Source organism: Ruegeria sp. CDSA236 (assembly GCF_059611285.1).
Map to the genome: position 1 here is coordinate 75,886 of NZ_JBXWPG010000012.1, position 25,946 is coordinate 101,831.

At 57.9% G+C, this 25,946-nt stretch carries 33 protein-coding genes; 22 read left to right on the forward strand and 11 right to left on the reverse strand.

Annotation, left to right across the window (positions count from 1 at the left end; genetic code table 11):
• Positions 1 to 11 precede the first annotated feature (11 nt).
• Genes flgG through AC2FLB_RS17190 form a run of 4 tightly spaced genes read left to right on the forward strand, consistent with a single transcriptional unit; the run spans position 12 to position 2,466 of the window.
• A complete protein-coding gene (flgG, locus tag AC2FLB_RS17175; RefSeq protein ID WP_142638319.1) occupies positions 12 to 797 on the forward strand; it encodes a flagellar basal-body rod protein FlgG in 786 nt (261 codons plus the stop codon).
• On the forward strand, positions 797 to 1,213 hold the full coding sequence (gene flgA, locus AC2FLB_RS17180) for a flagellar basal body P-ring formation chaperone FlgA (RefSeq protein WP_496692713.1): 417 nt from the start codon (positions 797 to 799) through the stop codon (positions 1,211 to 1,213). The genes flgG and flgA overlap by 1 nt, the downstream gene beginning before the upstream one ends.
• The gene (gene flgH, locus AC2FLB_RS17185) at positions 1,213 to 1,944 is read left to right on the forward strand and encodes a flagellar basal body L-ring protein FlgH (protein WP_496709735.1); all 732 of its coding nucleotides are present in this window, start codon (positions 1,213 to 1,215) and stop codon (positions 1,942 to 1,944) included. Before flgA ends, flgH begins: the two co-directional genes overlap by 1 nt.
• Positions 1,945 to 1,956: 12 nt before the next feature.
• Positions 1,957 to 2,466 (forward strand): flagellar basal body-associated protein FliL, encoded by a 510-nt coding sequence (locus AC2FLB_RS17190; RefSeq protein ID WP_271950818.1) that lies wholly within the window; start codon positions 1,957 to 1,959, stop codon positions 2,464 to 2,466.
• Positions 2,467 to 2,483: 17 nt separating this feature from the next.
• Here AC2FLB_RS17190 and AC2FLB_RS17195 read toward each other — a convergent pair whose 3' ends face one another.
• The 7 genes from AC2FLB_RS17195 to AC2FLB_RS17225 form a co-directional block, all read right to left on the reverse strand.
• The gene (locus AC2FLB_RS17195; RefSeq protein ID WP_281973571.1) at positions 2,484 to 2,870 is read right to left on the reverse strand and encodes a hypothetical protein; all 387 of its coding nucleotides are present in this window, start codon (positions 2,868 to 2,870) and stop codon (positions 2,484 to 2,486) included.
• The gene (gene flhB / locus AC2FLB_RS17200) at positions 2,870 to 3,955 is read right to left on the reverse strand and encodes a flagellar type III secretion system protein FlhB (protein ID WP_496709736.1); all 1,086 of its coding nucleotides are present in this window, start codon (positions 3,953 to 3,955) and stop codon (positions 2,870 to 2,872) included. The genes AC2FLB_RS17195 and flhB overlap by 1 nt, the downstream gene beginning before the upstream one ends.
• Complete coding sequence (locus AC2FLB_RS17205; RefSeq protein ID WP_496709737.1) at positions 3,952 to 4,725, reverse strand: flagellar biosynthetic protein FliR; 774 nt, start codon at positions 4,723 to 4,725, stop codon at positions 3,952 to 3,954. Before AC2FLB_RS17205 ends, flhB begins: the two co-directional genes overlap by 4 nt.
• The gene (flhA, locus tag AC2FLB_RS17210) at positions 4,722 to 6,749 is read right to left on the reverse strand and encodes a flagellar biosynthesis protein FlhA (RefSeq protein ID WP_496709754.1); all 2,028 of its coding nucleotides are present in this window, start codon (positions 6,747 to 6,749) and stop codon (positions 4,722 to 4,724) included. The genes AC2FLB_RS17205 and flhA overlap by 4 nt, the downstream gene beginning before the upstream one ends.
• A gap of 69 nt (positions 6,750 to 6,818) precedes the next feature.
• Positions 6,819 to 7,517, reverse strand: coding sequence for a lytic transglycosylase domain-containing protein (locus tag AC2FLB_RS17215; RefSeq protein ID WP_496709738.1), 699 nt, complete (start codon positions 7,515 to 7,517; stop codon positions 6,819 to 6,821).
• A 73-nt stretch (positions 7,518 to 7,590) separates the two neighbouring features.
• Positions 7,591 to 8,019 carry an Lrp/AsnC family transcriptional regulator gene (locus AC2FLB_RS17220; protein ID WP_142638301.1) on the reverse strand — a complete coding sequence of 143 codons (429 nt, stop codon included), beginning with the start codon at positions 8,017 to 8,019 and terminating at the stop codon, positions 7,591 to 7,593.
• Between the two features lie 55 nt (positions 8,020 to 8,074).
• Positions 8,075 to 9,394, reverse strand: coding sequence for an MFS transporter (locus AC2FLB_RS17225; RefSeq protein WP_271950802.1), 1,320 nt, complete (start codon positions 9,392 to 9,394; stop codon positions 8,075 to 8,077).
• A 161-nt stretch (positions 9,395 to 9,555) separates the two neighbouring features.
• Here AC2FLB_RS17225 and AC2FLB_RS17230 point away from each other — a divergent pair, with 161 nt between their 5' ends.
• The 7 genes from AC2FLB_RS17230 to AC2FLB_RS17260 all read left to right on the forward strand — a co-directional run bounded on the left by AC2FLB_RS17230 (position 9,556) and on the right by AC2FLB_RS17260 (position 14,340).
• Entirely contained in the window at positions 9,556 to 10,170 is a 615-nt protein-coding gene (locus tag AC2FLB_RS17230) for a ribonuclease D (RefSeq protein ID WP_281995587.1), read from the forward strand.
• Positions 10,167 to 11,135 (forward strand): KpsF/GutQ family sugar-phosphate isomerase, encoded by a 969-nt coding sequence (locus AC2FLB_RS17235; RefSeq protein ID WP_496709739.1) that lies wholly within the window; start codon positions 10,167 to 10,169, stop codon positions 11,133 to 11,135. The genes AC2FLB_RS17230 and AC2FLB_RS17235 overlap by 4 nt, the downstream gene beginning before the upstream one ends.
• 11 nt (positions 11,136 to 11,146) lie before the next feature.
• On the forward strand, positions 11,147 to 11,746 hold the full coding sequence (locus AC2FLB_RS17240; protein ID WP_142638293.1) for an LPS export ABC transporter periplasmic protein LptC: 600 nt from the start codon (positions 11,147 to 11,149) through the stop codon (positions 11,744 to 11,746).
• Between the two features lie 42 nt (positions 11,747 to 11,788).
• Complete coding sequence (locus AC2FLB_RS17245) at positions 11,789 to 12,241, forward strand: LptA/OstA family protein (protein WP_142638458.1); 453 nt, start codon at positions 11,789 to 11,791, stop codon at positions 12,239 to 12,241.
• Positions 12,241 to 12,999 (forward strand): LPS export ABC transporter ATP-binding protein, encoded by a 759-nt coding sequence (gene lptB, locus AC2FLB_RS17250; RefSeq protein ID WP_142638291.1) that lies wholly within the window; start codon positions 12,241 to 12,243, stop codon positions 12,997 to 12,999. Before AC2FLB_RS17245 ends, lptB begins: the two co-directional genes overlap by 1 nt.
• A 252-nt stretch (positions 13,000 to 13,251) precedes the next feature.
• Positions 13,252 to 13,815, forward strand: coding sequence for a ribosome hibernation-promoting factor, HPF/YfiA family (hpf, locus tag AC2FLB_RS17255; RefSeq protein ID WP_271950796.1), 564 nt, complete (start codon positions 13,252 to 13,254; stop codon positions 13,813 to 13,815).
• A 60-nt stretch (positions 13,816 to 13,875) separates the two neighbouring features.
• Positions 13,876 to 14,340 (forward strand): PTS sugar transporter subunit IIA, encoded by a 465-nt coding sequence (locus tag AC2FLB_RS17260; RefSeq protein WP_142638287.1) that lies wholly within the window; start codon positions 13,876 to 13,878, stop codon positions 14,338 to 14,340.
• A gap of 50 nt (positions 14,341 to 14,390) precedes the next feature.
• Here the strand turns inward: AC2FLB_RS17260 and dalA are convergent, their stop codons facing one another.
• A complete protein-coding gene (gene dalA, locus AC2FLB_RS17265) occupies positions 14,391 to 14,906 on the reverse strand; it encodes a divisome-associated lipoprotein DalA (RefSeq protein ID WP_142638285.1) in 516 nt (171 codons plus the stop codon).
• A gap of 168 nt (positions 14,907 to 15,074) precedes the next feature.
• Here dalA and AC2FLB_RS17270 point away from each other — a divergent pair, with 168 nt between their 5' ends.
• A complete protein-coding gene (locus tag AC2FLB_RS17270) occupies positions 15,075 to 15,674 on the forward strand; it encodes a L,D-transpeptidase (protein ID WP_281973577.1) in 600 nt (199 codons plus the stop codon).
• Between the two features lie 139 nt (positions 15,675 to 15,813).
• Positions 15,814 to 15,996, forward strand: coding sequence for a hypothetical protein (locus AC2FLB_RS17275; protein ID WP_142638281.1), 183 nt, complete (start codon positions 15,814 to 15,816; stop codon positions 15,994 to 15,996).
• 75 nt (positions 15,997 to 16,071) lie between these two features.
• Here AC2FLB_RS17275 and hemH read toward each other — a convergent pair whose 3' ends face one another.
• On the reverse strand, positions 16,072 to 17,121 hold the full coding sequence (gene hemH, locus AC2FLB_RS17280) for a ferrochelatase (protein WP_496709740.1): 1,050 nt from the start codon (positions 17,119 to 17,121) through the stop codon (positions 16,072 to 16,074).
• Between the two features lie 57 nt (positions 17,122 to 17,178).
• Complete coding sequence (locus tag AC2FLB_RS17285) at positions 17,179 to 18,009, reverse strand: methyltransferase domain-containing protein (RefSeq protein ID WP_496709741.1); 831 nt, start codon at positions 18,007 to 18,009, stop codon at positions 17,179 to 17,181.
• Positions 18,010 to 18,025: 16 nt separating this feature from the next.
• On the opposite strand from AC2FLB_RS17285, the gene AC2FLB_RS17290 reads away from it, so the two are divergent.
• Genes AC2FLB_RS17290 through AC2FLB_RS17305 form a run of 4 tightly spaced genes read left to right on the forward strand, consistent with a single transcriptional unit; the run spans position 18,026 to position 20,335 of the window.
• Entirely contained in the window at positions 18,026 to 18,754 is a 729-nt protein-coding gene (locus AC2FLB_RS17290) for a ComF family protein (RefSeq protein ID WP_496709742.1), read from the forward strand.
• A 37-nt stretch (positions 18,755 to 18,791) separates the two neighbouring features.
• Positions 18,792 to 19,049 (forward strand): glutaredoxin 3, encoded by a 258-nt coding sequence (grxC, locus tag AC2FLB_RS17295; protein ID WP_142638273.1) that lies wholly within the window; start codon positions 18,792 to 18,794, stop codon positions 19,047 to 19,049.
• On the forward strand, positions 19,049 to 19,879 hold the full coding sequence (locus AC2FLB_RS17300) for a carbon-nitrogen hydrolase family protein (RefSeq protein WP_496709743.1): 831 nt from the start codon (positions 19,049 to 19,051) through the stop codon (positions 19,877 to 19,879). Before grxC ends, AC2FLB_RS17300 begins: the two co-directional genes overlap by 1 nt.
• A gap of 15 nt (positions 19,880 to 19,894) precedes the next feature.
• Positions 19,895 to 20,335, forward strand: a complete 441-nt coding sequence (locus AC2FLB_RS17305) for a MarR family winged helix-turn-helix transcriptional regulator (protein WP_142638269.1) — start codon at positions 19,895 to 19,897, stop codon at positions 20,333 to 20,335.
• Between the two features lie 2 nt (positions 20,336 to 20,337).
• On the opposite strand, the gene ubiG is transcribed toward AC2FLB_RS17305, so the two are convergent.
• Positions 20,338 to 21,084 carry a bifunctional 2-polyprenyl-6-hydroxyphenol methylase/3-demethylubiquinol 3-O-methyltransferase UbiG gene (ubiG, locus tag AC2FLB_RS17310; protein ID WP_281995591.1) on the reverse strand — a complete coding sequence of 249 codons (747 nt, stop codon included), beginning with the start codon at positions 21,082 to 21,084 and terminating at the stop codon, positions 20,338 to 20,340.
• A gap of 48 nt (positions 21,085 to 21,132) precedes the next feature.
• On the opposite strand from ubiG, the gene pip reads away from it, so the two are divergent.
• The 5 genes from pip to AC2FLB_RS17335 all read left to right on the forward strand — a co-directional run bounded on the left by pip (position 21,133) and on the right by AC2FLB_RS17335 (position 25,939).
• Complete coding sequence (gene pip / locus AC2FLB_RS17315; protein WP_142638265.1) at positions 21,133 to 22,110, forward strand: prolyl aminopeptidase; 978 nt, start codon at positions 21,133 to 21,135, stop codon at positions 22,108 to 22,110.
• Positions 22,107 to 22,928: an ABC transporter substrate-binding protein gene (locus AC2FLB_RS17320; RefSeq protein WP_496709744.1), complete on the forward strand. Its 822-nt coding sequence runs from the start codon at positions 22,107 to 22,109 to the stop codon at positions 22,926 to 22,928. The genes pip and AC2FLB_RS17320 overlap by 4 nt, the downstream gene beginning before the upstream one ends.
• A gap of 161 nt (positions 22,929 to 23,089) precedes the next feature.
• Positions 23,090 to 23,680, forward strand: coding sequence for a ribosome maturation factor RimP (rimP, locus tag AC2FLB_RS17325; protein WP_142638261.1), 591 nt, complete (start codon positions 23,090 to 23,092; stop codon positions 23,678 to 23,680).
• Positions 23,680 to 25,293, forward strand: a complete 1,614-nt coding sequence (nusA, locus tag AC2FLB_RS17330; RefSeq protein WP_271950779.1) for a transcription termination factor NusA — start codon at positions 23,680 to 23,682, stop codon at positions 25,291 to 25,293. Before rimP ends, nusA begins: the two co-directional genes overlap by 1 nt.
• A 22-nt stretch (positions 25,294 to 25,315) precedes the next feature.
• Positions 25,316 to 25,939 carry an RNA-binding protein gene (locus AC2FLB_RS17335; RefSeq protein ID WP_496703106.1) on the forward strand — a complete coding sequence of 208 codons (624 nt, stop codon included), beginning with the start codon at positions 25,316 to 25,318 and terminating at the stop codon, positions 25,937 to 25,939.
• The last annotated feature ends 7 nt before the right edge of the window (positions 25,940 to 25,946 follow it).

Genomic DNA, 25,946 nt, shown 5'->3' on the forward strand with positions numbered 1-25,946 from the left:
GAGGAATTGATATGCGGGCACTGAAAATCGCAGCGACAGGCATGACCGCTCAGCAGATGCGGGTTGAGACGATCTCGAACAACCTGGCGAATATGAATACCACAGGCTACAACGCGCGCCGCGCCGAGTTTGCAGACCTGCACTATCAACAAATGGCGCGCGCTGGGACGGTGAATGCCAATGACGGCACCGTCTTGCCCACAGGTATACAACTGGGTCTGGGGGTGCGCCCGGCTGCGGTCACCGTGCAGCTGGCACAGGGTGCGTTGGCGGCCACTGGCAGCGATTTGGATGTCGCAATCGAAGGGCGCGGCTATCTTGAGGTGACGTTGCCCAGCGGTCAGTCTGGCTTTACCCGTGACGGCAGCCTGAAACGCTCGGCCGAAGGGTTGATCGTCACTTCAGATGGCTTCGCTGTCGCGCCAGAGATCACAATCCCAGACGATGCAAGGTCGATCTCGATCAATGCATCGGGTGAGGTTTACGCCTATTTCGATGATACCGCCGAAGGACAGTTGCTCGGTGAATTCACCCTGGCCAGTTTTTCCAATGCCAAAGGGCTGGAGGCGATCGGCAGCAACCTGTTCAAAGAAACCGAAGCCTCGGGCGCGCCTGTCATCGGCACTCCGGGCGAGGGCGGGATGGGCACATTGCGGCAGGGATATCTCGAGGACAGCTCGGTCGATGCCGTGCGCGAAGTCACCGAACTGATCGAGGCCCAGCGGGGATATGAGATGAACGCCAAGGTCATCTCGGCCGTCGATCAGATGATGGGCGCAACAACGCAGGTGCGGTGATGCGCGCCCTATTCATAGCACTGGTGACGATCAGCCCGCTTTGTGCCTTGGCTGAGATCGTGGTGCCGATCCGGACCATACGCGCCAAAGAGGTGATCTCGGCCGCCGATCTTGAGATCAAAGATCAGGTTGTCCTCGGAGCGGTTACAAACACCGATGATTTGATCGGTCAGGAAGCACGCGTCGCGCTTTACCCCGGACGCCCGGTTCGCGCAGCAGATGTCGGGCCGCCCGCGCTGGTGGACCGCAATGATCTGGTGGTTCTGGTCTTTGACCGTCGTCCCCTTTCGATCAAGGCCGAAGGCCGTGCCCTGGGGCGCGGGGCTGTCGGCGACCGTATTCGGGTCATGAATCTGTCGTCACGTACAACTGTTGTTGGCTTTATCCGGCCTAACGGTCAAATCGAGGTAAAATGATGTTCGGAAAACTAAAACTGTTGATGATGGCATGTCTGGCTCTGACCGCCTGTGGTCGACTGGATCATTTGGGAAAACCGCCAAGTTTCACACCCGCGGACGAGTCTGCTGAACATGTTGCCATGCTGTGGCCGGGTTTGCCGTTGCACACGCAGCCACAGCGCAATGTTGATCGGTCCTCGCTATGGAGCGGTGGCCAACAATCGCTTTTGGGAGATCAGCGCGCAATCAAAAAAGGCGATATTCTGACGGTTGTCATCGAGTTGGACGAGAAAGCCGAGATATCCAACGACACAAATCGCTCACGCAGCGGGTCAGAAAGCCTTGAGGTTCCCGACCTGTTCGGCCTGCCGCAGCGGGCGCTGGAACGGCTGCCCGACGGGGCGACGCTGGACGAAGCTGTTGGGATCGACTCATCATCGGTTAGTAAGGGCAAGGGCTCGGTCAAGCGTAAGGAAAAGCTGACACTCAGAGTCGCCGCGACCGTCATCGACGCCTTGCCGAATGGTGTGTTGGCCATATCGGGCTCGCAGGAGCTGCGCGTGAACTTCGAACTCCGAGAGCTATTGGTCGCGGGATATGTGAGGCCACAGGATATCTCGCGGAAAAATGAAATCACCTATGACAAGATTGCTTCGGCGCGCGTGTCTTATGGTGGCCGCGGTCAGATCATGGATGTGCAGCAGCCCCGTTACGGCCAGCAGGTCCTCGATACAGTTTTGCCGTTCTGAGGTCGTATAACAATGAAAAAGCTACTTCCTATATTGTTTCTGCTTGTTGGCCTGGGCGGTGGAATTGGTGCGGGAATTGCCATGTCTCCTTCTGGAAAAACCAAAGATGGTGACATGGATAAATCTGCTGCCGCCGAACCCAAGAAAGCCAAGGAGAAGGCCACTAAGACCAAGTCGGACAAAAAGGATACGTCCAGCAAGTATGAATATCTGAAGATGACGAAACAGTTTGTGATCCCGGTCGTGAAGTCCGACCGGATTGCCGCATTGGTCACAATGTCGCTGAGCCTGGAAACCAAACCCGGCGTTGCTGAAACGATTTATGAGTTTGAGCCAAAGTTGAGGGATGGGTTTCTGCAGGTTCTGTTCGATCACGCAAATACCGGTGGTTTCAACGGCAACTTTACGGAATCCGATAATCTGGATTTGGTCCGAAAGGCTTTGCTGCAGGTCGCCAAGAAGGATTTGGGTGATGACGTGCTGCAAGTCCTGATCATGAGTGTTAACCGTCAGGATACTTGAAGCCTGTTTCGGCCCGCTTATTGCCGCGATCGCTTTTTCATAAGCATGTCTCGGCGGGCCTTTTGTTGTTCTTCAATCAGCTGTCCTAGGGCCTGTTTGCGTCCGAACGCTTTCCGCAAGGCATGCATCTTGGTTAGCTTTTGCGCTCGGACGCGCGCGAGGTCTGTATTGAGTTTTCGTCGGGTTGCCTCTTCCCATCCACGCCACAGAACATCAGTGCCGGTGACCTGATATCCATCAGCTTGACCGCTGTTTTGTCGGGTCTGCTGAAGCTGTGCATCCAATCGACTCAGTTTTTGCAAAATCTCGGCCTCGGCTTCGACATATGGGCGCAAGGTCTGTTGCTCTTTTTGGAAGGCCGCGTCGGATATACGCTTCAGATCGGCAAGTCCGGTAAACCGCATCAAATTTTGTCCTTCGCGCGTTTGCGCATGGCTTCAGCAAAGCGGATGGCCGCAGCGACGGGGCGATAGTGTTCCGGGGCGATCTCATTCCCGATTTCGACGGTCGCATGGAGCGCCCGCGCGGTGGGGGGATCCGAGTGGATCGGAACCCCGGCCTCGGCCGCCGAGGCGCGGATGGCGGCTGCAATCTGGTCGACACCTTTCGCCACGCAGTTCGGCGCTGACCCGGCTGTCCGCTGCCATTTAAGAGCCACCGCATAATGGGTCGGGTTCACGATGACTACATCCGCAGTTGGGACATCCGCCATCATCTGATTTGCCGCAATTTCCTGCGCGCGCTGGCGGCGCTGTTGTTTGACATGCGGGTCGCCTTCGGCGTCTTTGGTCTCGTCCTGAATTTCTTTGCGGGACATCCGGTTTTTGCGCATATGTTCGGAGTATTGCCACATATAGTCGACGACTCCGATGGCCAGTGCGATGGTGACGACGATGAAGAGGAACCGGAATAAAAGATTCATCATCAAGACGATCGACGATTGCGGCGGCGCAGCGCTGGCGGTCAGAATCTCGGGCAGGTTGGCGCGCAGAAACATGAATAGGCAGACGCAGTAAATCAGCAGCTTCGCAAAGCTTTTGGTAAATTCGAACAGACCGCCGCGCCCGAATTTGTTCTTGGCATTGGACGGAATCGAGATCCGCGACAATTTGGGCTGCAGCTTGCTGGGGGCAAAAACCAGGGCCTTTTGGGCGATCAGGCTCAGCAGAACCGCAGTGGCGGGAACAACAAATATGGTTGCCATCGAGATTGCGGCCTTGCCAAGTATCCCTCCCACCAGACCGTCAGCCGGGCCATCCGTCAACATGGTGCCGATCTTGTCGGATTGGTCGATCAGAACGACAAACAATGTTCCCAGATGTTGAACACCAATCTTGCCTGCCAAAAGCAAACCTATGAGCAGCCCGACATACGCCGCGACAACAGACAGGTCGTTTGACTTGGCGACCTCACCCTTTTCCCGTGCTTTCAGAAGCTTTTGCGGCGTCGGGTCGTATGACTTGTCGCTGTTGTCGTCCTGTCCGCTCATCTCGGATCTTTCAGCGGGTTCTGCATGAAATCAAACAGGGCATCGGACCAGACCGACAGGATCAGAGGCGCACCGGCGAACAGCAGGAACAGCCCCGCAAATGTGATGGCCGGGGCGCCGACAAATGCCACCATCAGCTGTGGCATGGCGCGGTTGATGACACCAAGCGCAAGGTTGTAGATCAGCGAGGCAATCACAAACGGCATCGCCAGGGCGAATGCCAGGCTGAAACTGTACGAGACCCGTTCCACGCCCCATTGGGACAAATCCGGAGCTGCGGGCATGGCGCCGTTGGGAAACAGATCGTAGCTGTGGATCAAGAACTCTGCCAAACGGATGTGCAGGCCAAGTAGTACAGCAAGGGCCAACCCGGCCAGCGTCAGCAGATAACCCATGGCCGGAACTGGATCGGCGGCGGCCCCACCCAGAATTTGCGATAGTGACGTCGCCTGTGCGGCGATGGACCCTGCCGTCTGCAGGGTCAGAACAAAGATGCGCAGCGCCATCCCCAGCGCCATTCCGACAAGAGTTTCGGTGGTGATCAGCTGGACCATGGACAGGAATTCGGGATTGAATTCCTTTGTCGGCACTGCCGGTGCCACGATCAACGTAAAGGCAACGGCAGTGCCAAGTTTGACACGGGTGGGGATGCTGCGTTCTCCGAATGCAGGCATCAAGGATACCATTGCCGAAACGCGTAGGAAAACACCGAAGAAATGCCAGGCCCCAGAGCCCAGGTGCGGCAAGAGTTCGGGTGGGAGGGCGATCATGCGGGTACCGTGCCTACAAGTGCGGGCCGCGCCTCGAGCCCGATTTCCTCAAATGACAGGACCGGATTGGACACGCCGCGCGCATGCATGATCGTACGCAGCAGCCTGCGGCGCCGGGTCGAGGTCACGACCGCAGGAAAGATACCATGGTCGGCGGAATGCGAGACACTGTCCACCACGCCCTCTGCAAGCTTGTTGAACAGGTTCGGTGGCAGGGCGACATCCAGCCCTGCATTGGGTGCATCGACCTGATAGGTGGCAAATGTGTCTTCCCATTCCGGTGCCAGCTGGATCAGCGGGATCGACCCGTCTTCGCGTTTCATGTCAGCCACAAGCTGGAACCCAAGTCGCTGCCGCACCAGTTCGCAAATCCCCTCGGGTTGGGTGGTGGTCAGGCGCGCCTCGGCGATGCTTTCGAGGATAAGCGCCAGATTGCGTATCGAAACCCGTTCGTCCAGCAAAAGGCGCAGGACTGCGTGAAGCGTGTCGATTGGAACCTTGTCGGGGATCAACTCGTCCAGCAGTTTCCTGTTTGCCTCGGCCCGGACCGGGTCGCTGAGCCGGGCCATTTCTGATAGCAGCCTGCGTAGCGCCTTCAGCGTCAACAGACGCGAGAAGTTCTGTTTGATGATTTCCAGCAGATGCGTGGCCAGTATTTCCGGGGGTGAGACAATCGTAGCGCCGCTCATTGCTGCGGCCTCTTGATCCTTGGGCAGGATCCAACGTGCAGGCGCACCATAGACGGGTTCGGTGACATCCCTCCCCTCGGGCAAAAGATCGTGCCCGTCCTGAACCAGCGCCAGAATCAGATCGGGGTTCAGGGCACCACGGGCCTGTTCCACCCCATGTACCTTGATGACATATGTCCCCATCGGTAGCTCGGCCCGATCGGTCAGACGGATATCGGGCAGGATCAATCCAAAGGTCGAGGCGACATAGGTCCGCATATTCGCAATGCGTGCATCCAGCCCGGTGCCCTGGTTCAGGACCATGCTGACCAGATCCGGTGCGAATTCCAGGTGAACATCATCGAGGTCGAGAATATCGCCAATCGCCTGCGACACCGCTGTGTCCGCCTCATCCGTCGCGGTTTGGACCTGAGTCTCTTGCTTTTGTTGTTTTCGGTGCACTGCATAGGCGGCGTAGCCCAAAACGCAGGCCCCCAGAATAAAGGGCAGAAATGGCAGGCCGGGAACCAGCGCGAAAAGCACCATCAACCCGGCAACAGTGCCAAGGGCGGCCGGGTGGCGCCCCAGTTGCGATAAGATGGCGGTGTCAGTTGCGCCCTGCGTGCCACCACGTGCCAGAAGCAAAGCGGAGGCGATCGAGATGATCACAGCCGGTATCTGCGAGACCAAGCCATCGCCAACAGTCAGGATGGCGTAGGTTTCGAACGCCGATGACACCGGCATCCCATGCACGATCACGCCCATGACCAGACCCATGACCAGATTCAGCAGGGTGATCAAAAGCCCGGCAACCGCGTCTCCTTTGACGAATTTCGACGCCCCGTCGAGCGAGCCAAAAAAGGTGGTTTCCTGTTGTTCCCGTTCGCGCCGTTCCTTGGCCTCTTGATGATCGATGGCGCCCGCGGACATATCGCTGTCGATGGCCAGCTGTTTCCCCGGCATCCCATCCAGGGCAAATCGCGCACCAACTTCGGCCATGCGGGCCGCGCCTTTGTTGATGACCATAAAGTTCACGATCAACAGGACGCCGAACACGACAAGGCCCAGGAATATGCTGCCGCCCATGACGAAGCTTGCGAATCCCTCGATCACATCGCCGGCGGCATTGGGGCCGGTATGCCCCTGACCGATAATCAGCTTGGTCGATGAGACGTTCAACGACAGCCGGAGCATCAAAGACCCCAGAAGGATGGTCGGGAAGGAAGAGAAATCCAGCGGCCGCTCGATAAACAGGGTCAGCGTGAAAATCAGGATCGCCAGGGCGAAGGACGTGGCCAATCCGACATCCAGGACCCAGGACGGCATGGGCAGGATCATCATGACGATGACAGTCATCAACGCAAGCGCCAGCAAAACAGTCGGAGAAAACAGGGAGCGGACGTCAAGTCTGGGCACGTAATTCTCCTAGTTGAAGGCGATGAAGGCTGTTTGGGTGTCCGCGGCTGGCATCAAAGAGCCCATCGCACCCGTCGGAAACTGGGTGATTTGCACCGGGAACAGCGGTGCGGCGGGTTGTGTGAAGGGATCACGCGACATGCGGGCAGTTTGCACCGCCGTGCCCGGGTCAAGCTGAGCATGAACAATCTGGTAGCGGCTGGAATAGGTCTTGGCCAAAGCCGGGGTTCGCGAGTGATAGGCCCCCACCGCTGCCGGCCACGACCCAAGTTCGGAATATAGCTGTTTCAGAAACCGGGCCGCGTAGCTGGCGTTAGTCTCGGGGTCGAACATGGCATCGATCGACAGAAAGGCCTGCCCGTGCCAGCGATAGTTGATTTGAAAGCACCCGATATCGAAGCTGCGTTTTCCGGCTTGGAAAATATCCGCGACATAGGCTTTAGCCTCCTGCTCAGATCGGAACCAATGGCCGCGCCCTTCGACATTGATTGCCCATGGCCAAGGCTCAAGTCGGCCTTTGATCGCGCGGCCAGTTTCAACCCGCGTTATGGCACGCAAAACATCAAGCGGTATGTCTTGGGCGAGGGCCGCGCGGCGGGCGGCCTGATCACATGTCTGAGACATCCGGGCCTCCGCGCCCGCAAAGCTCTGACGCGCTGCCAGAAGCAACGCAACACATGCTATGACAATGAATAGGCGATTTGGCATTCTGCCGGTCCGGGATTCTGATCAATCCGGGCCACGCTAGCCTTGCCTTGGTTTACAGAGGGTTATCAGTCAATCAGATTCGATCAATCCGCCGGCCAAAAACAACGCTCGTATTGGTGCGCAGAACACCGGGGATTCGTGCCAGATCATCAACGAGAATATCCAGATCCTCGATCCTTGGTGCGTCAGCGGTCAACAGCAGGTCAAAGTCACCGTTGATCGAAAGACAGAGTTTAACCTCGGGGTAGGCCTCGAGCCGCTTGATGATACGGGTGGTTTCCTTCTGTTGGACCTCGAGCAGAACGACAACCTGGACGCGGGGGGCATCTTCGGGGCTGTTCAGGATCACGGAATAGCCGGCAATGATGCCGCGTTCTTCCATCCGGCTGATGCGTTCATGCACGGTTGTCCGGGCAACGCCCAGTTTTGCCGCGATTTTTGTGGTCGACTCGCGGGCATTATGTTGCAGGACTGAGATGATGCGGCGGTCAAGCTGATCCATTGGCGCTCCGGTGCGGGTCTGGTTTTTCCGGTTTAGGGCAAAACGACAGCAGGGCTCAAGGCTCACGCGGGATACGGGGGTGCAGGTCGTCTATTATGACGGGATGAGCATCCGGTGGCGGGCCGGCCATGTGCGGGTGGTCACGCGGCAGGTCAGGATGGTCGTGGATCACCGAATGCAGATCAGAACGCGGCCAAAGGGTGACCGCACCGATAATACCCAGAAAGGACATCGCCGCCATAAAGCTCAGGGCGGTTGTGGCCCCAAACAGGGTCATCAGCCCGCCTGCCAGAGGATACAGCACCAGCCAACAGCAATGAGACAGCGTGAATTGGGCCGCAAAGACGGCGGGGCGGTCTTCGGGATGGGCCGAGCGGGTCAGCAGGCGGCCAGACGGCGTCAGCGTGGTGGAATAGCCAAAGCCAGCTAGGGCCCACAAAACGATCAACAGACCCAAAGACAGCGGGGTTGTCGCAAATATCGCGGCGGCTCCGGCCATGGTGACGCAGCACAGAAGGGCGCCGGCCAACATGACCTTTCGATCCTCGATCCGGTCCAGCATCCGGGGCAGGATAAAAGCGGCAAGCATAGAGCCGCCACCAAAACCGGCCAGCGCAGCGGCAACGGCGCTTTCCGACAGCCCCAGATCTGATCGCACGATGACCACAGTGTTGACGATCACCATTGAGCTGAGTGCTGCCGCGCTCCAACTCAGGGCAAGAAGGCCCCGCAGCCGGGGTGTGTTCAAATAGATGCGTATGCCACGTGTTGTCCGTTCGTATATCCCGCGCGGCTTACTTGGTTTGGGTGATGGCAAAGCCACCGACACCACCAGCAGCGCCGAAGCGACAAATCCCAGGGCGGTGCCCCAGAACAGGCTGTTGAAGCTGACCAACAACAACAGGGCTGCGGCGAATACGGGGCTTAGCAGGCTCTCCAGATCATATGCCATCCGCGATAGGGACAGGGCGCGGGTGTATTCGCGCTCATCTGTCAGTACATCGGGGATTGTAGCCTGAAATGCAGGGGTAAATCCGGCCGAGGCAGATTGCAGCACGAAAATCAGGACATAAACCTGCCAGACCTCGGTCACAAAAGGCAGACACAGCGCGACAGCCGCACGGATCAGGTCAAGCACCACCAACATCTTGCGCCGATCCAGCCGCTCGGCAAAAGCGGCCGCCAATGGCGCGACCGTGACATAGGCCACCATTTTGATGGTCATCGCGGTGCCCAACACCAGCCCGGCCGCATCCCCTGCCAGTTCAAAGGCCAACAGACCCAGCGCGACCGTGGCCAGCCCAGTGCCCGTCAGGGCAACGATCTGCGCGGCCAACAGGTGGCGATAGGTCCGGTTTCTAAGAACGCTTAACATTGATTGATATCTGCCGCAGTCTAAAGGCTCTGTCACCCCAAACCTTCGTTTAGGTCTTGACCAACTGCGACAGCGGCAACCGGCTGGCGTACAGGGATGGCGTTGAGTTTAGGGAATAAAGCGCCTATCTCGGTGGCGATACCGCGCAAAGGATTACTCGGGTGGCTAACTATTTGTACAAAAACGACCTGCCGGACGGGTTGGATATGGGGCCGGTGGTGGCCATTGACTGTGAAACCATGGGTCTAAACCCGCATCGCGACCGCCTCTGCGTGATCCAGATGTCGGGCGGCGATGGCAATTCGCATATCGTTCAGGTCGAAAAGGGCCAGACCGAGGCACCGAACTTGCGTGCCATGCTGGAAAACCCGGATGTGCTGAAACTGTTCCATTTTGGTCGTTTCGACATTGCCGCGATGTATCACGCCTTTGGTGCGTTAGCCGCGCCAGTCTATTGCACCAAGATCGCCAGCCGTCTGGTGCGCACCTATACCGACCGGCACGGGCTGAAAAACCTGTGCAACGAGTTGATCGGCGTCGATATCTCGAAACAGCAGCAGATGAGCGATTGGGGCGCCGAAACGTTGAGCGAGGCGCAGCTGGACTATGCAGCCTCGGATGTTCTGTATCTGCACCGCCTGCGGGAGGAGTTGAACAAGCGCCTGGCGCGAGAGGGCCGGACCGAGATGGCGCAGGCCTGTTTTGACTTCTTGCCGATGCGTGCGAAACTCGATCTAGCTGGATGGCCAGAAACGGATATTTTTGCGCACTCATGACTGATACCGAAGCATTTCTGAGAACCGCCCGTCAGGTGGTGACAGACGAGGCCCGCGCGCTGGAGGTACTGGCCGACGGTCTGGATGAACATTTTGCCCAAGCGGTTCAGCTGATATTGCAGGCCTCGGGCCGCATCATCATCAGCGGCATCGGCAAGTCGGGTCATATCGGGCACAAGATCGCGGCCACACTGGCCAGCACCGGTACACCGGCCTATTTCGTGCACCCGGCCGAGGCCAGCCATGGCGATCTGGGCATGGTTTCAAAAGGCGATGTGGTTCTGGCCATCTCGAATTCGGGCGAAGCGCCAGAGCTTGCCAACCTGCTGGCTTTTACCCGCCGCTTTGGCATTCCACTGATTGGCCTGTCCAGCAAGCCGGAAAGCACGCTGATGAAACAGGCAGACGTGCATCTATTGATCCCGTCGTTGGGCGAGGCCTGCGGCTATGGCATGGTGCCTTCGATTTCCACGACGTTGACTTTGGCCATGGGCGACGCGCTGGCGATAGCGTTGATGAAGTATCGCAACTTCAAACCCGAAGATTTCCGCGCCTTTCATCCCGGTGGAAAACTAGGTGCACAGCTGAGCACGGTGCAGGATCTGATGCACAAGGGCGATGCGTTGCCGCTGGTTTCGGTCGGAACACCCATGAGCGATGCGCTGATCGAGATCAGCCGCAAGGGCTTTGGCGTTGCCGGGGTTGTCGATCCGCAAGGTCAGGTGGTGGGCATCATCACCGATGGCGATCTGCGGCGTCATATGGAGGGCTTGCTGGGCAAAACGGCCGAGCAGGTGATGACGCAGAACCCAACAACCATCCCGCCCGGCGCGTTGGCCGAAGAGGCGGTGGCCATCATGAATGACCGCAAGATCACCTCTTTGTTTGTGGTCGAGGAGGGCAGTGATCACCAGGCCTTGGGCGTGCTACATATCCACGATTGCCTGCGCGTTGGTTTGGGGTAGAGGGGCGTTCGATGGACGGACATTCCCGGATGGTGCAATTTCTGAAGGTGTTGCTGCCTTTGGCAGCCATTGTTCTGCTGTCGACGGTTTTTCTGCTATCACGCAGCATCGAAACCAGCGTGTCCGTCCCGTTTACCCAAAAAGACATAGATGAACGTCTGGCTGACCAAGTGGTGACCCAACCCCATTATCTTGGAACAACCAGAAAAGGCGAGGAAGTTCAAATTCAGGCGGCCCAAGCGACCCAGGGGCGCGAAGGGTCATTGCCCACGACTGCCGAGTTTAGAGGGCGGTTGGGATTGTTGAATGGCGGCGTCATAACGATGGATTCAAATTCCGGTATGATCCGCCCGGACAAGAATTCCGCAACGTTTGTTGGGGACGTCCTGATAACGACGACAGACGGAATTCAGGTCAGAACTGATCTTCTGAATACCTCTCTGGATGAAATCCGCGGCGACACTCCGGGTCAGGTCGATGGCACCGGCATCATCGGAGATTTTTCCGCGGGACGGATGACATTTGGAACCGAAAAAAAGGATGGGCCGGTCCATATTCTTTTTACAGATGGTGTTAAGCTGGTATACGAGCCTGAAAAAACAGAAAGATAAGCCGTGATTGATTTGCGATTTGCTGTTGTTAGTTTTGCGCTGATGGTCGGTGCCTTTTCGGCGTCGGCACAGGAAACGCAGGTCGCCTTCGGGTCAGCCAAGGCGGATCCAAGCCAGCCGGTCGAGGTCACCTCGGAATCCCTAAACGTCAATCAAGAAGACGGCACGGCCGAGTTTATCGGTAACGTCCTGATCGTGCAGGGTGAGATGCGCCTGACCGCCGAGCGGGTCCTGGTCATCTACAATGCCGACAGGTCCGGAATCGAGCGGATGGAGGCGACAAATGATGTGGTTCTTGTCAGCCCGCCTGATGCAGCCGAAGGCGACTGGGCCGAATACACAATCGACTCGGGCGAAATCGTGATGCGCGGAAATGTGCTTTTGACGCAAGGCCCCAGCGTTATCAGCGGCGATCAGATGAATGCCAATCTGACGACCGGAACGGCAAAGATGACTGGCCGCGTCAAAACCATTCTGAATCCGGATAGCAACTGATGGAGCGTCCGAATTTGTCTGTGGCCGAAGGCGGTTCCGGCCTCAGGATCGAGAAACTGCGGAAATCATACCGTAAGAAGACCGTGATACGCGAAGTCTCGATGACGTTGGGCCGGTCCGAGGTGGTTGCCTTGTTGGGTCCGAACGGATCAGGCAAGACCACAACGTTCTATTCGGTCGCCGGGCTTGTCTTTCCCGAAGCTGGCACTGTGACCATTGACGGCCAAAACGTGACGACCCTGCCGATGTATAGGCGCGCGCGGCTTGGGATCGGATATCTGCCACAAGAGATGTCGATTTTCCGCGGGATGAGTGTCGAGGACAACATTGCCGCCGTTCTGGACATCACCGTGAAGCACAGCCATCGCAGGAAAGAGCGGCTGGAAGAGCTGTTGTCCGATTTTTCGATCGAACATCTGCGCCGCGCCCCGGCATTGGCATTGTCCGGTGGCGAGCGTCGCCGTGTCGAAATTGCCCGTTGTCTTGCGGCTGATCCGAAATATCTGTTGCTGGACGAGCCGTTTGCAGGCGTGGACCCGATCAGCGTCGGCGATATCCGCCATCTGGTAGCGGACCTGAAAAAGCGCGGCATCGGCGTGCTGATCACTGACCATAACGTGCGCGAAACACTGGAAATCGTGGACCGGGCCTATATCCTGCATGATGGTCAGGTGCTGATGTCGGGTACGCCGGATGAAGTCGTCGAGAACGAAAATGTCCGCCGGGTCTATTTGGGCGAAAACTTCCGTATTTCATAGGCTTGCGCGGAATTGCGCCCAGCGCATGGCTGAAATCACGTATATACACGCCTGTTTTGATTGACTCTGCCGCCGTCTCTTGCCTCAATTGGGTTATGGCATTTCTTCAGTTCCAGTCGGGATCGCGGTGCACCTTTGCTAAGGGGTACGTTTCTCAGCAACTGCGGAATATGCCGATATCCCCCACCCGATAAAAACACGTGCGCTGCGTAACGCAGCGTCAAAATGGGTGTGAATTGTGAAGGAGATCACATGCGTTACCAAATTAGCGGAAAACAGATCGACATCGGCGAGGCGCTGCAGACCCATGTGCAGACCGAGCTAGGGGAGGTTGTTGGAAAATATGCCCAGCGCCCGACCGACGCCAATGTCGTCTTTTCCCGTTCTGCGCATGAGTATGTTTGCGAAGCCACCGTGCATCTTTCGACCGGCCTGACTGCGCAGGCCAAGGCCCACGCTATCGAAATCTACGCAGCATTCGAGGCCTGCTGTGACAAGATGGAAACGCAGTTGCGCCGGTATAAGCGCCGCCTCAAGGACCATCACAAGGACCGATCCGAGCCGGTTGAACTCTTTGGTGCTTCCTCTTATATCCTCGCCTCTGACGAATCAGAGTCGGCTGATGAACCTGAAACGCTGCAGCCGATGATCGTGGCTGAGATGGAAACCAAGATCCCATCGTTGAGTGTTGGTGAAGCCGTAATGCAGATGGAACTAGCCGGCGCCCCGGTGCTGGTGTTCCGGAATGAAAACAAGGACGGATTGAATGTCGTGTATCGCCGTGAGGACGGCAACATTGGCTGGATTGATCCGTAACAGGCAAGAATAGCAAGGCAAGCCCCTGCGCAAGCGGGGGCAAGGCCATGGAGCGTGATCATGGAGCTTTCGAGCATACTGAAGCCCGAGGCGGTACGTGTATTGTCCGCCGCTTCCAGCAAGAAGCGGTTGTTTCAGGAAATCGGCGATGTTGCCGAGGGGGCCCTTGGTCTTGACGCGCAGGTTGTTGTGGATGGCCTGCTCGAGCGGGAGAGCCTTGGCCCAACAGGCGTTGGTCATGGAGTTGCCCTGCCACATGCGCGGCTGGGTGATCTGGCCGAAGTGGCTGGCGTTTTCGTAATGCTGGAAAAGCCGATTGATTTCGGTGCGGTAGACCGCCAGCCGGTTGATGTCGCTTTTGCGTTGTTTGCCCCGGAAGAGGCAGGTGTGGACCACCTAAAGGCGCTTGCACTGGTGTCCAGAACGCTGCGCAATACGTCGGTTTGCGCAAAGCTGCGCGCCAATCCTGATCCGGTCAAGCTCTATGCAATTTTGACCGAGGCGCAGTCGGTCCAGGCGGCTTAACTGCCCCAAAGGCAATAAAAAAGCCCCCGGTTTTCGGGGGCTTTTGCGTTTTAACCGCCGGTTCCCATTTCCAGGGTCCACCAGATTTTCCCGCCGTTCTCCTGGTGCCAGGCAAAGCCCATCTGAGTGGCTTTGGCATCCATGATGACATTTCGCGGTCCGGGTTCCTGCATCCAGGCGGCCAGCGTTTCGGTCTCGGTCTCATAGGTTTCCGAGATCGCCTCGCCGAGGAAGGTGCCGTAATAGCCGACGCGCGTCGCCCGATCCAACGGCGAAGATCCGTCCGAGCCAAAGTGCCAGGGCCGATTCTGTCGCGCCATATCCTTGGAATGGGTGGCGGCCGCGGCATTGAGCTGAGCATTCAGTTGTACCGGCTGAAGGCCCGATGCCTGGCGGAGGGCGTTAACCGAATCCAACATCCGGAATTGCAGCTTTTCTGGATTGCCACGGATCTTGTACACCGTTGGTAGTGGGCGCCCATCTGCCCCATAGGTTGGGGATCCACCCGGCGTACAGGCGGCCAGTGCAATAAAGCTAGCAAACAGTAATGAAATGATGCGCGTCATGATCGACCTGATTATTGTGTTGCCATACGGCATAGCGTGACAGAAGGCTGTGGGCAAACGCACAATGGCTTTGTTCTGCGTGATTCTGCCGGTTTCAATTGCGACTGAAGCATTCTGGCAATAAAATGCACAGGATTTTTAGATTTTCTGTGAAAAGGACCTGCGATCATGGTCAAGAAAAGCATTACTCATACAACCCGACGCGGATTCGTTGCGGGTGTCTCGGCTCTGGTCGCCTCGCCTGCGATTGCCCAATACACCCCCGGAGACCCGCTGCGCCCCGCACCCGAGGACGAACCCGCGGTGCGCCGTAACATCTCTGGCTTCAGGGCGCTGGACTGGCAGCCCTATTTTTCCAACACGAAAAACGGTGCTATCCTTGTCGATACAGTATCGCGGGCGCTGCATTACTGGTCTGACGATCAATCGGTGTACAAACTATACCCGTCGTCGGTTCCCCTGACCGAAGAGCTGACGCGCCGCGGCCGGACCAGTGTGATCCGCAAGGTCGAGGGCCCAAGCTGGTCGCCAACACCTTCGATGAAGAAAAGAAATCCGGAATGGCCAGACTATATCCCGCCGGGTCCGGATAACCCTCTGGGAACACATGCTTTATATCTAAGCTGGAAATATTACCGAATTCACGGAACCCATGATACGCGCAAAATTGGGCGCCGATCTTCGAATGGGTGCATCGGTCTTTTCAACAACGATATTGCCGAACTGTTCTCAATGGCCAAGGTTGGCACGCAAGTGTTGCTAATTTGACGACATTTCCGCGCAGGTACCCGCTTGTGACGCAACTTCCATTTGCATTCCAGTTGGATAGCTGATTAGAAAAAAACACGAGGTAAGTCTTGAGTGCATGGTTTCACTATACGGAACCGTGCGTATCCTGGAGGTTAATATGAAGAAACTCGTTCTCGCCGCTGCACTGACTGCTGCTGCTTCGACCGCTTATGCAGGCAACCTGGAAGAGCCGGTTGTTGAAGCACCTGTTGTTGTTGAAGAAACTCAGGGTTCGTCAAACGGCATCATCCTGCCGCTGATCCTGTTGGTTGTTGTTGCCGCAGCTGTTGCAGCAAGCTAATTCGACAAGCGATATCTAAAGAAAAGGCGGTGGAGCTTTCCACCGCCTTTTTTTGTGCCTAGTCGACTAGGTGGCTTAGTCCAGCCACCCCTTCAAATTATCCTCGATCACTTTGCCCAGGGCCGCTATGTGCGATTCGTCATCGTTCAGGCATGGGATATAGGTAAAGCTTTCGCCGCCCGCGTCCTCAAAACTCTCTTTGATCTCTTCGTTGATCTCTTCCAGCGTTTCAATGCAATCGGCGGAAAACGCTGGTGCGATAACGGCGATCTTCTTCTTACCCTGTTTTGCCAGTTCGGCCACGTGGTCGACCGTATATGGCTTGAGCCATTCTTCCGGGCCGAATCGTGACTGGAAGGTCGATACAAGCTGGTCGTCCGACCAGTCCAACCTTTCTTTCAGCAACCGAGTCGTTTTTGCGCATTGGCAGTGATAGGGGTCGCCTTGTTGCAGGTAGCGTTCCGGCATGCCGTGGTAGGAACAGACCAGTATGTCCGGTTTGTCCACCATCGCGGCATAGGCCTTTTTAACCGAGCCCGCCAATGCGTCGATATAGGCGGGTTCGTCAAAATAGGCGGGCACGGTACGGCTGGCGGGTTGCCACGTCTCATCCATCAGAGCGCGGAAAAACTGATCATTGGCCGTGGCGGTCGTGGCGCCTGCGTATTGTGGGTACAGTGGAAAGAACAGAATCCGGTCGCAGCCCGCCGCGACCATTTCCCGGACCTTTGATTTGGTCGATGGGTTGCCATAGCGCATGCAGAACTCGACCATGACCCTGTCGCCATAGCGTTCCGTCATCGCGTCCCGCATCTTGGCGGTCTGCTCTTTGGTGATCGTCATCAGCGGGCTTTCGCCCTTGTCGTGGTTCCAGATCGACTTGTACGCCTCACCCGAGCTGAAGGGCCGTTTGGTCAGGATGATGCCCTGCAGGATCGGCTGCCACTTCCACTTGGGATAGTCGATCACGCGCTGGTCCGACAGAAACTCGTTCAAATAACGGCGCATGGGCCAATAGCTGTAATCGTCGGGCGTGCCGAGATTGGCCAGCAGGATGCCGACGCGGCCCGTTTTGACTTTGGGGTGATCCGCCGGGGCATGATCGGGGCGTGTGGCGTCAAACATGTTTCACTTCCTGAGATGTCTTTGCTTCGGGCTGAGATAACCGGAATTCCGCATTCGTCAATCGGACAGTTTGCCTTCGCTTGCGCCCAGAACATCCGCAAGCCGCATCTGGGCCGAGCCCGGACGCAGCGGTTTTGGCTGGCTTTCATCGGGCGACCAGCCGGTTAGGCAGACCAGCTCGAATGTCGCCTTGAGGCGTTTTTGATCAGTGCTGAAATGATTGGCATAGATGTCTTGCGCCCGGGCAAAGACCTGCCGGTTTGTGGGGTGTTTCATGCGGTTTTGCAGGCTGTTGGTTTCACCCATTGCCCGCAGGTCATGCATCAGGTGGGTCAGATCGCGATATTCCGCCGTCAATCGCGCGGTATCAGCAACCGGCAGGGCCAGTCCGGCGCGTTGCAGTAACCCGCCCAGATCGCGCAGCTCGGCCATAGGCGCGATGCGGGGGCTGAGGCCGCCCGTGACCTCAACCTCGGCCTGCCCAAGTGCGGCGCGCAGTTCCCGCAGGGTTTCACCGCCCAGACAGATCACCAGCAACAGCCCATCAGGTTGCAGCGCGCGGTGACACTGGATCAACTGCCCAACCGGATCATTGGTCCAGTGCAGAGCCATGGCATGGATCACCAGATCATGGGCACCGGGAGTCAGGTCCAGCACCTCGTTATCCGGGATGATCCGCGCCATTGGCAACACATCCTGCCAGACTTGCGCAAAAGGGGTCACGATCGCCGGGTCCGTAAAGCTTTTATTAACCAAGGCGAGCCGATCCTGAACCTCGTCAACTGCGGCGCGGTGCAAGAACAAGGCATCTTCCCGTGCGCGGGACCGACGCCGTGCAAGGATTGCGCGGTCGAACAGTGAGGGTGCGTTGGAATCAGGCAGTTTCATAGGGCGCAACTATCGCATGTGGCAGCGGATTCAAACCGCTGTCCAGATGATCTATCCCCCGCGCTGTCTGGGATGCGGTGATTTGACCGAGGCGGATTTCGGCCTCTGTGGCTCCTGTTGGCGTGAAACGCCCTTTATCGGTGGCGCTGTATGTGAAAGCTGCGGCGTGCCCTTGCCGGGTGAGGCCGATGGCCACCGAATCGAATGTGATGACTGTATGAAAACGCCGCGCCCCTGGCGCGATGGGCGGTCTGCGCTTTTGTATGATGGCAAGGCGCGATCCCTGATTCTGGCTCTGAAACATGGGGACCGGCCCGAGCTTGCACGCCCTGCGGCGCGCTGGATGGCCCTGGCGGGTCGGGATTTGTTTCGCGAGAACATGCTGATCGCGCCGGTACCGCTGCATTGGTCCCGGTTGCTGAAACGCAGGTACAACCAATCCGCCCTGTTGGCGCAGCATCTGGGGCGGCAAACCGGGTTGGCGGCCTGTCCGGACCTTCTGGTCCGACGGACAAGAACGCCGGTTTTGGATGGAAAAACAGCCGCACAGCGCATGGAAACGCTGGAGAATGCGATTGCAGCGCATCCCAGGCGGCTTCGGCAGATGCAGGGGCGCGATATTCTGCTGGTCGATGATGTCATGACATCAGGCGCAACATTGACCTCATGTGCACGTGTCTGTCGTGCATCCGGGGCAAATCATATTTTTGTGTTGACCCTAGCGCGCGTTGCCAAGGATACCTAACTCGCCCAGGATTGTGCGAAACCCAAAGGTACGGAATATGAAATCGGTAGAAATATATACCTCGCCGCTCTGTGGCTTCTGTCACGCTGCAAAACGGCTGTTGAATCAGAAGGGCGTCGAGTTTCAGGAAGTCGATGTGCTGAGGAACCCAAAACGCAAACCTGAAATGATCCAGCGCGCCGGTGGCAAGCGCACCGTACCCCAGATCTTTATCGGATCGCAGCATGTGGGTGGATGCGACGACCTGTATGAGCTGGAACGTCAGGGCAAGCTGGACGGTTTGCTGGCGGCCTGATGAAGAGCGCCCTGATTCAGATCACCTCGTCGGATGACCCGGCTGAAAACCTGAAAATGGTGCGCGCCCTGATGTCCGGAGCGGCAGGGCAGGGTGCGCGGTTCGTTCTGACGCCCGAGGTGACGAATTGCGTGTCCACCTCGTCCACACGGCAGCGGGAAATCCTGCAATACGAAGAAGACGACCTGACACTTGCGGGGCTGCGCGAGCAGGCCGCGAGCCTGGGGATCTGGTTATTGATCGGCTCGTTGGCGATCAAAACACATGATGCGGATGGTCGGTTTGCCAATCGGTCTTTCATGATTGATCCTCAGGGGCAGATCGTGGCGTGGTATGACAAGATCCATATGTTCGACGTGCAGGTGTCCGAGGCCGAGACGTTTCGCGAGTCCAAAAACTACCGTCCCGGCACACGGGCGGTCATAGCCGAGACAGATTTCGGCAAGGTGGGTCTGAGTATATGTTATGATATCCGCTTCCCCAAACTATACGCATCTCTGGCGCAGGCTGGAGCGCGCATTCTGACGGTTCCAGCCGCTTTTTCACCGGTCACGGGTGAGGCCCATTGGAAGTCGCTGTTGCGGGCGCGGGCGATTGAAAACGGATGCTGGGTGTTGGCCCCGGCGCAGACCGGTGAACACCCTAAAACCAGGGGAAAGACCCGCAAAACCTACGGTCACAGCATGGTCGTTGCCCCATGGGGAGAGGTCGTCATCGACGCAGGGACCGATCAGGGCATTCACTTTTTCAATTTGGATGATAGTTCTGTTACAGAAGCACGAAGCCGCGTGCCTTCGCTGACACATGTCCGTCCCTTTGACGGCCCCTGATCCAGAATCTGGACTATGACAAACGATACCAATGCCCTCGCGGTCACGCTGTTCAGCGAGATCCTGACCGCAGACCAGTTATTGCGTAACCGGCTCAGCCGGGTGCTGCCCAGGGGCATGGAAATTTCGCATTTCTCGGTTTTGAACCATCTTGTCTTTGTCGGCAACGAACGCAGCCCGGCACAGCTAGCCGATACGTTTCACGTGACCCGAGGTGCCATGACCAATACCTTGGCCAAGCTGGAATGGGCCGGATATATCCACATCCGCCCCGACTGGGACGACGCCCGCCGCAAGATGGTCGCCATCAGCCCCGCTGGGCGGAGTGCTCGGGATCAGGCGATCTCGTCCATTGCGCCGCTGATCAACCGCGTGGTCGGAGAGCTGGGGCTGGAGCGGGTCCGCAGCACGCTGCCCGTGCTGCGGGATTTGCGATTGCAGTTGGAGGGGGAGTAGGTTCACCCCGGCTTCACGCTCGCCGTCACATAATTCACGCTCAAATCCCGGTTCGAGATCGACCAGCTCCATAGTATCGGGTTGAACACGAAACCCTTGCGGTCCACCGGGTCCAACCCGGCTTGACGCAACAGGTCGAACAACTCGTCAGGGGTGATGAACTTGTTCCACTCATGCGTGCCGCGCGGCAGCCAGCGCATGATCACCTCGGCACCAAAGATGGCCATCGCATAGGATTTCGGATTGCGGTTGATGGTCGAACAAATCTCAAGTCCGCCTGGTTTCAACAAATCCCGCGTGGCTGTCAGAAAGCTGAGCGGGTCGGCCACATGTTCGACCACCTCCATGTTCAGAATCACATCAAACTGCTCACCTGCGGCGGCCATAGCCTCGGCAGTGGTGTGGCGATAGTCGATCCCAAGCCCCGATTGCTCGGCATGGATGCGGGCGACGGGCAGGTTGCCCTCGGCGGCATCGGCGCCCACGACCTCGGCGCCAAGGCGAGCCATGGGTTCGCTCAGCAAGCCTCCTCCACATCCGATATCCAGCAGGCGCAGGCCCTCGAACGGGCGCGGGGCTTTCAGATCACGGTCAAATTCGCCTGCGATTTGCTGTGTGATATAATCCAGACGACAGGGGTTCAGCATATGCAGGGGCTTGAATTTCCCATGCGGGTCCCACCATTCGGCGGCCATCGCCTCGAATTTTGCGATCTCGGACGGGTCTACCGTGTTCGGATGCGCTTGCATTCCTGTCTCCGTATGCTCTTTTACGTTTAAGGACTATATAGGGCCATAATGGACAAGTACCCGGACCAAAAGCGCGCAGTGCAATATCTTTACCCGCCGATCGACCCGTTCGATCAGCGCATGGTCGATGTGGGCGATGGTCACCTTATCTATATGGAACAATGCGGCAATCCGGATGGCCTGCCGGTGGTCGTGTTGCACGGAGGCCCAGGTGGCGGATGCAGCCCCGCAATGCGGCGCTATTTCGATCCGGACGTCTTTCGGGTGATTCTGTTTGATCAGAGAGGCTGTGGACGCTCGCGCCCGCACGCGTCGGTCACAGACAACACAACCTGGCATCTGGTGGCCGATATCGAACGGCTGCGCACCCTGTTGAACATCAGTGACTGGGCCGTTTTCGGTGGAAGCTGGGGCGCAACCCTGGCGTTGATCTATGCGCAGGCGCATCCCGACCGGGTGAATAGGCTGATATTGCGCGGCGTGTTTCTGGCAACGCAGGCCGAGCTGGACTGGTTCTATGGTGGTGGCGCGGGCAAGTTCTGGCCCGAGCAATGGTCCAAGTTCACCGCTCTGCTCTCCGAGACTGAGCTTTCCGACACGATTGGGGCCTATAACAAACGTCTGTTCTCAGGGGATCGGGCGACTGAGGTTCTGTACGGACGGGCCTGGTCCGCCTGGGAAAATGCGCTGGCGTCAATCCATTCGAACGGATCCACCGGAGAAAGCCCGGGTGAGTATGCGCGCGCCTTTGCCCGGCTTGAGAATCACTATTTCATCAATCGGGCTTTCCTTGATCAGGACGGGCAGATTCTGGAGCAGATGGATCGGATCGCTCATATTCCCGGCCATATCGTTCAGGGCCGCTATGACATGATCTGCCCACCGCATTCTGCCTGGAACCTGGCCGAGCGCTGGCCGAATGTCGAATTGAAGATGGTCCGTCAGGCAGGCCATGCCCTGTCTGAACCCGGCATCAGTGCCGAACTGGTCCGCATTATGAACCGCGTGGCCGAGGGGGTAGCATGACCCGCATTGACCGCCGCGCGTTGTTTGCATCAGGTGCCGCTGCGGCGCTGTTGGCGGCAACAGGCGCCTCACTGGCGAATACGCCCAAGCCGGGCGGAACCCTGCGGCTTGCGGTGCCGCGTGACGACAGTCTTGAACAGGTTGCACGGGGGGCGGTGTTTGACACGCTGACCGAAATCGCACCTGACGGTACCTTGCGAGGTGAGCTGGCAACAGGATGGCAGACCGATACGGATGCCCGGATCTGGACGTTTGATCTGCGCGATGATGCGGTGTTCCACGACGGCGTAGCATTGGATATCGCTGATGTGATGGCGGTTTTGGCCGAAGTCGGGCGCGCCGAAGCGCTGGCCCCTAACCGGCTGCACCTTGAACTGGCTAAACCTAATCCCGGCCTGCCTTTCCTGCTGGCCGAAAGTCAATTTGTCATCCCGCGGGCTGGTCAGAGCGTCAAACCGCTGCAGATCGCCAATGGCACCGGATGCTACCGTGTCGAACGGGCTGAGGATGTTCGCCACTTTCTGGGCCGCAAAGTTGTTGACCATTATAAGAGCACTCAGGCCGGTTGGGCGGATGCTTTTGAGATTATCGTCATTCCTGATGCCCGCGTCCGGGCCGAAGCATTGCGGGATGGATATGTGGATATTGCTGCCCTGCCATCATCCGAAGGCTTGAATGGGCTGCGCGGTCTGCGCCTTCACCCCAGCGAATCGGATATTGCGCTGGCGGCGGCTGCTCATGTTGGTATGCCCCAGCAGATCGGCGGCGCGCGCGCGCTGGACGACGGACGCATCGCTGAACGGTGGTGGTTGGCGTAAATTCCGGTCAGGGTTCCTGCCGGGGGTTGCAGACTCGGGAAACCCTGCGTATATGCAGTTGCAACAGCGGCGTGTCAGACTTCTGGTCTGGGGCTCCACCGGGAATTTCGACGGGCCGCGCGCCCGTTTTTTTGTGCCCGACTGACAGGGTAGAGTAGCTGATGACAAACGAACTGATAGCCAAAGCTGCCATCGATCGGAGACTGGCCGAGATCATCACCCCAGTGATCGAAGATCTGGGGTATGAGCTGGTCCGTATCCGCCTGATGAGCGGCAAGCAGACCACCTTGCAGATCATGGCCGACAAGCCCGATGGTGGCATCGAGGTGGATGACTGCGCCGAGATATCGAACGCAGTCAGTGCCACGTTGGATGTCGAAGATCCGATCCTTGACGCCTATGCGCTGGAAGTGTCCAGCCCCGGCATCGACCGGCCTCTGACACGTCTCAAGGATTTTGAGATGTTCGAGGGCTATGAGGCAAAGATTGAAACCGCCGAACTGATCGACGGCCGTCGCCGCTTCAAAGGTGAGCTGGCCGGGATCGAAGGCGATGAGGTTTTGATCAATATCTCCGAGGGAGATGAGACGATCACCATCGGCTTGCAGTTTGACTGGCTAAGCGATGCCAAGCTGGTCCTGACCGATGATCTGATCAAAGAGATGCTGCGCCAGCGCAAGGACGCCGGTGCCCTGAACGAAAACGCTTTCGACGAGATTGAGACCGAAGGGTCCGAAGAGGAGACGAACTGATGGCAATCACCTCAGCCAACCAGCTGGAGCTGCTGCAGACCGCCGAGGCCGTGGCCCGCGAAAAGATGATCGACCCCGGTCTGGTTGTCGAAGCGATGGAAGAATCGCTCGCCCGTGCCGCCAAAAGCCGCTACGGCGCCGAGATGGATATCCGCGTCAGCATCGACCGCAAGACCGGCAAGGCGACCTTTACCCGTGTCCGCACCGTGGTTGAAGATGAGGAGCTTGAGAACTATCAGGCCGAGATGACCGTCGAGCAGGCCAAGCAATACATGGAAGCGCCGGAAGTCGGTAGCGTCTATGTCGAAGAAGTGCCTCCGGTCGAAATGGGCCGGATCGCGGCGCAATCCGCTAAGCAGGTGATTCTGCAAAAGGTTCGCGAAGCCGAGCGCGATCGCCAGTACGAAGACTTCAAGGATCGCGCAGGTACCATCATCAACGGTGCGGTCAAGCGCGAAGAGTTCGGCAATGTCATCGTCGATCTGGGCGGTGCCGAGGCTGTTCTGCGCCGCAACGACAAGATTGGCCGCGAAAGCTATCGCCCCAATGACCGTGTGCGCGCCTATATCAAGGAAGTTCGCCGCGAGGTTCGTGGCCACCAGATTTTCCTGTCGCGCACCGCGCCTGAATTCATGGCTGAACTGTTCAAGATGGAAGTGCCGGAAATCTATGACGGCATCATCGAGGTCAAAGCTGTTGCCCGTGATCCCGGATCGCGCGCCAAGATCGCTGTCATTTCCTATGACGGCTCGATCGACCCTGTCGGTGCCTGCGTTGGTATGCGCGGCAGCCGTGTGCAGGCCGTCGTGAATGAACTGCAGGGTGAAAAGATCGACATCATTCCATGGAACGAAGATCAGCCCACCTTCCTGGTGAATGCGCTGCAGCCTGCCGAGGTGTCCAAGGTTGTTCTGGATGAAGAAGCGGGCAAGATCGAAGTTGTGGTTCCCGAAGAACAGCTGAGCCTTGCCATTGGCCGTCGCGGTCAGAATGTGCGTTTGGCCAGCCAGCTGACCAATCTGGACATTGATATCATGACCGAGGCCGAAGAATCGGCGCGCCGTCAGAAAGAATTCGAAGCCCGCACCAGCCTGTTCATGGAAAGCCTGGATCTGGACGAGTTCTTTGCGCAACTACTGGTCTCGGAAGGGTTTACCAACCTGGAAGAAGTCGCTTATGTCGAGCTTGACGAGCTGTTGGTCATTGACGGCGTCGACGATGGCACCGCGCAGGAACTGCAGACCCGTGCGCGTGAACACCTGGAAGCACAGGCCAAAGCGGCGCTGGATGCAGCGCGTGAGCTGGGTGTCGAGGACAGCCTTATTGAATTCGAAGGTCTGACACCCCAGATGGTAGAAGCGCTGGCCAAGGACGACGTGAAAACGTTGGAAGATTTTGCCACCTGCGCTGACTGGGAACTGGCTGGTGGTTGGACCACAGTTGATGGTGAGCGTATCAAGGATGACGGCGTTCTGGAGCCTTTTGGCATAACGCTGGAAGAGGCGCAGGATCTGGTCATGACCGCACGCATCATGTTGGGCTGGGTTGATCCTGCCGAACTGGAGCAGGCTGAAGAAGACGGCGTAGCGGCCGACGAGGAAGCCGAGGCCTGATCGCAGGCTTCGGGTGGCGCACATGGGTCGCGGTGGCGTCCATAAGGATCGGTCTGACGGACCCGAACGCAAGTGCATTGCCACTGGCGAGGTTCAGCCTAGATATGGGCTGATCCGCTTTGTGGTCGGGCCAGACGGTCAGGTCTTTCCTGATGTCGCGGCAAAACTGCCGGGGCGCGGTGTTTATGTCTCGGCCGACCGCAGCGCGTTGGACAAAGCCATCGGCAAGAAATTGTTCGCGCGGGGGTTCAAGGCGCAGGTCACTGTGTCAAAGGATCTGGCCGATGAGGTTGAAAAGCAGATTGCGCGGCGCGTGATCGAGCTTTTGAGCCTCGCGCGCAAGTCCGGTGATGCGGTTGCTGGCTATGAAAAGGTCAAGGCAATGCTGGACCGGGAAGAGGCCCAGGTATTGCTTCAGGCTTCTGATGGATCGGGGCGTGGCAAGTCGAAACTCAGCACGCCGCACTTTGGGAAATACATCGGCTGGTTGACCGCAGACGAACTTGGGGCGGCATTTGGGCGCCAAACCGTGATTCATGCGGCCTTGGCCTCTGGCGGACTCGCCAAACGTGTTGTAGAGGAAGCGCAGCGCCTGCATGGCTTGCGCGAAACGGATGACGGCGGCAAGGGCCGCGCGGAAGGGTAAGAAGCTT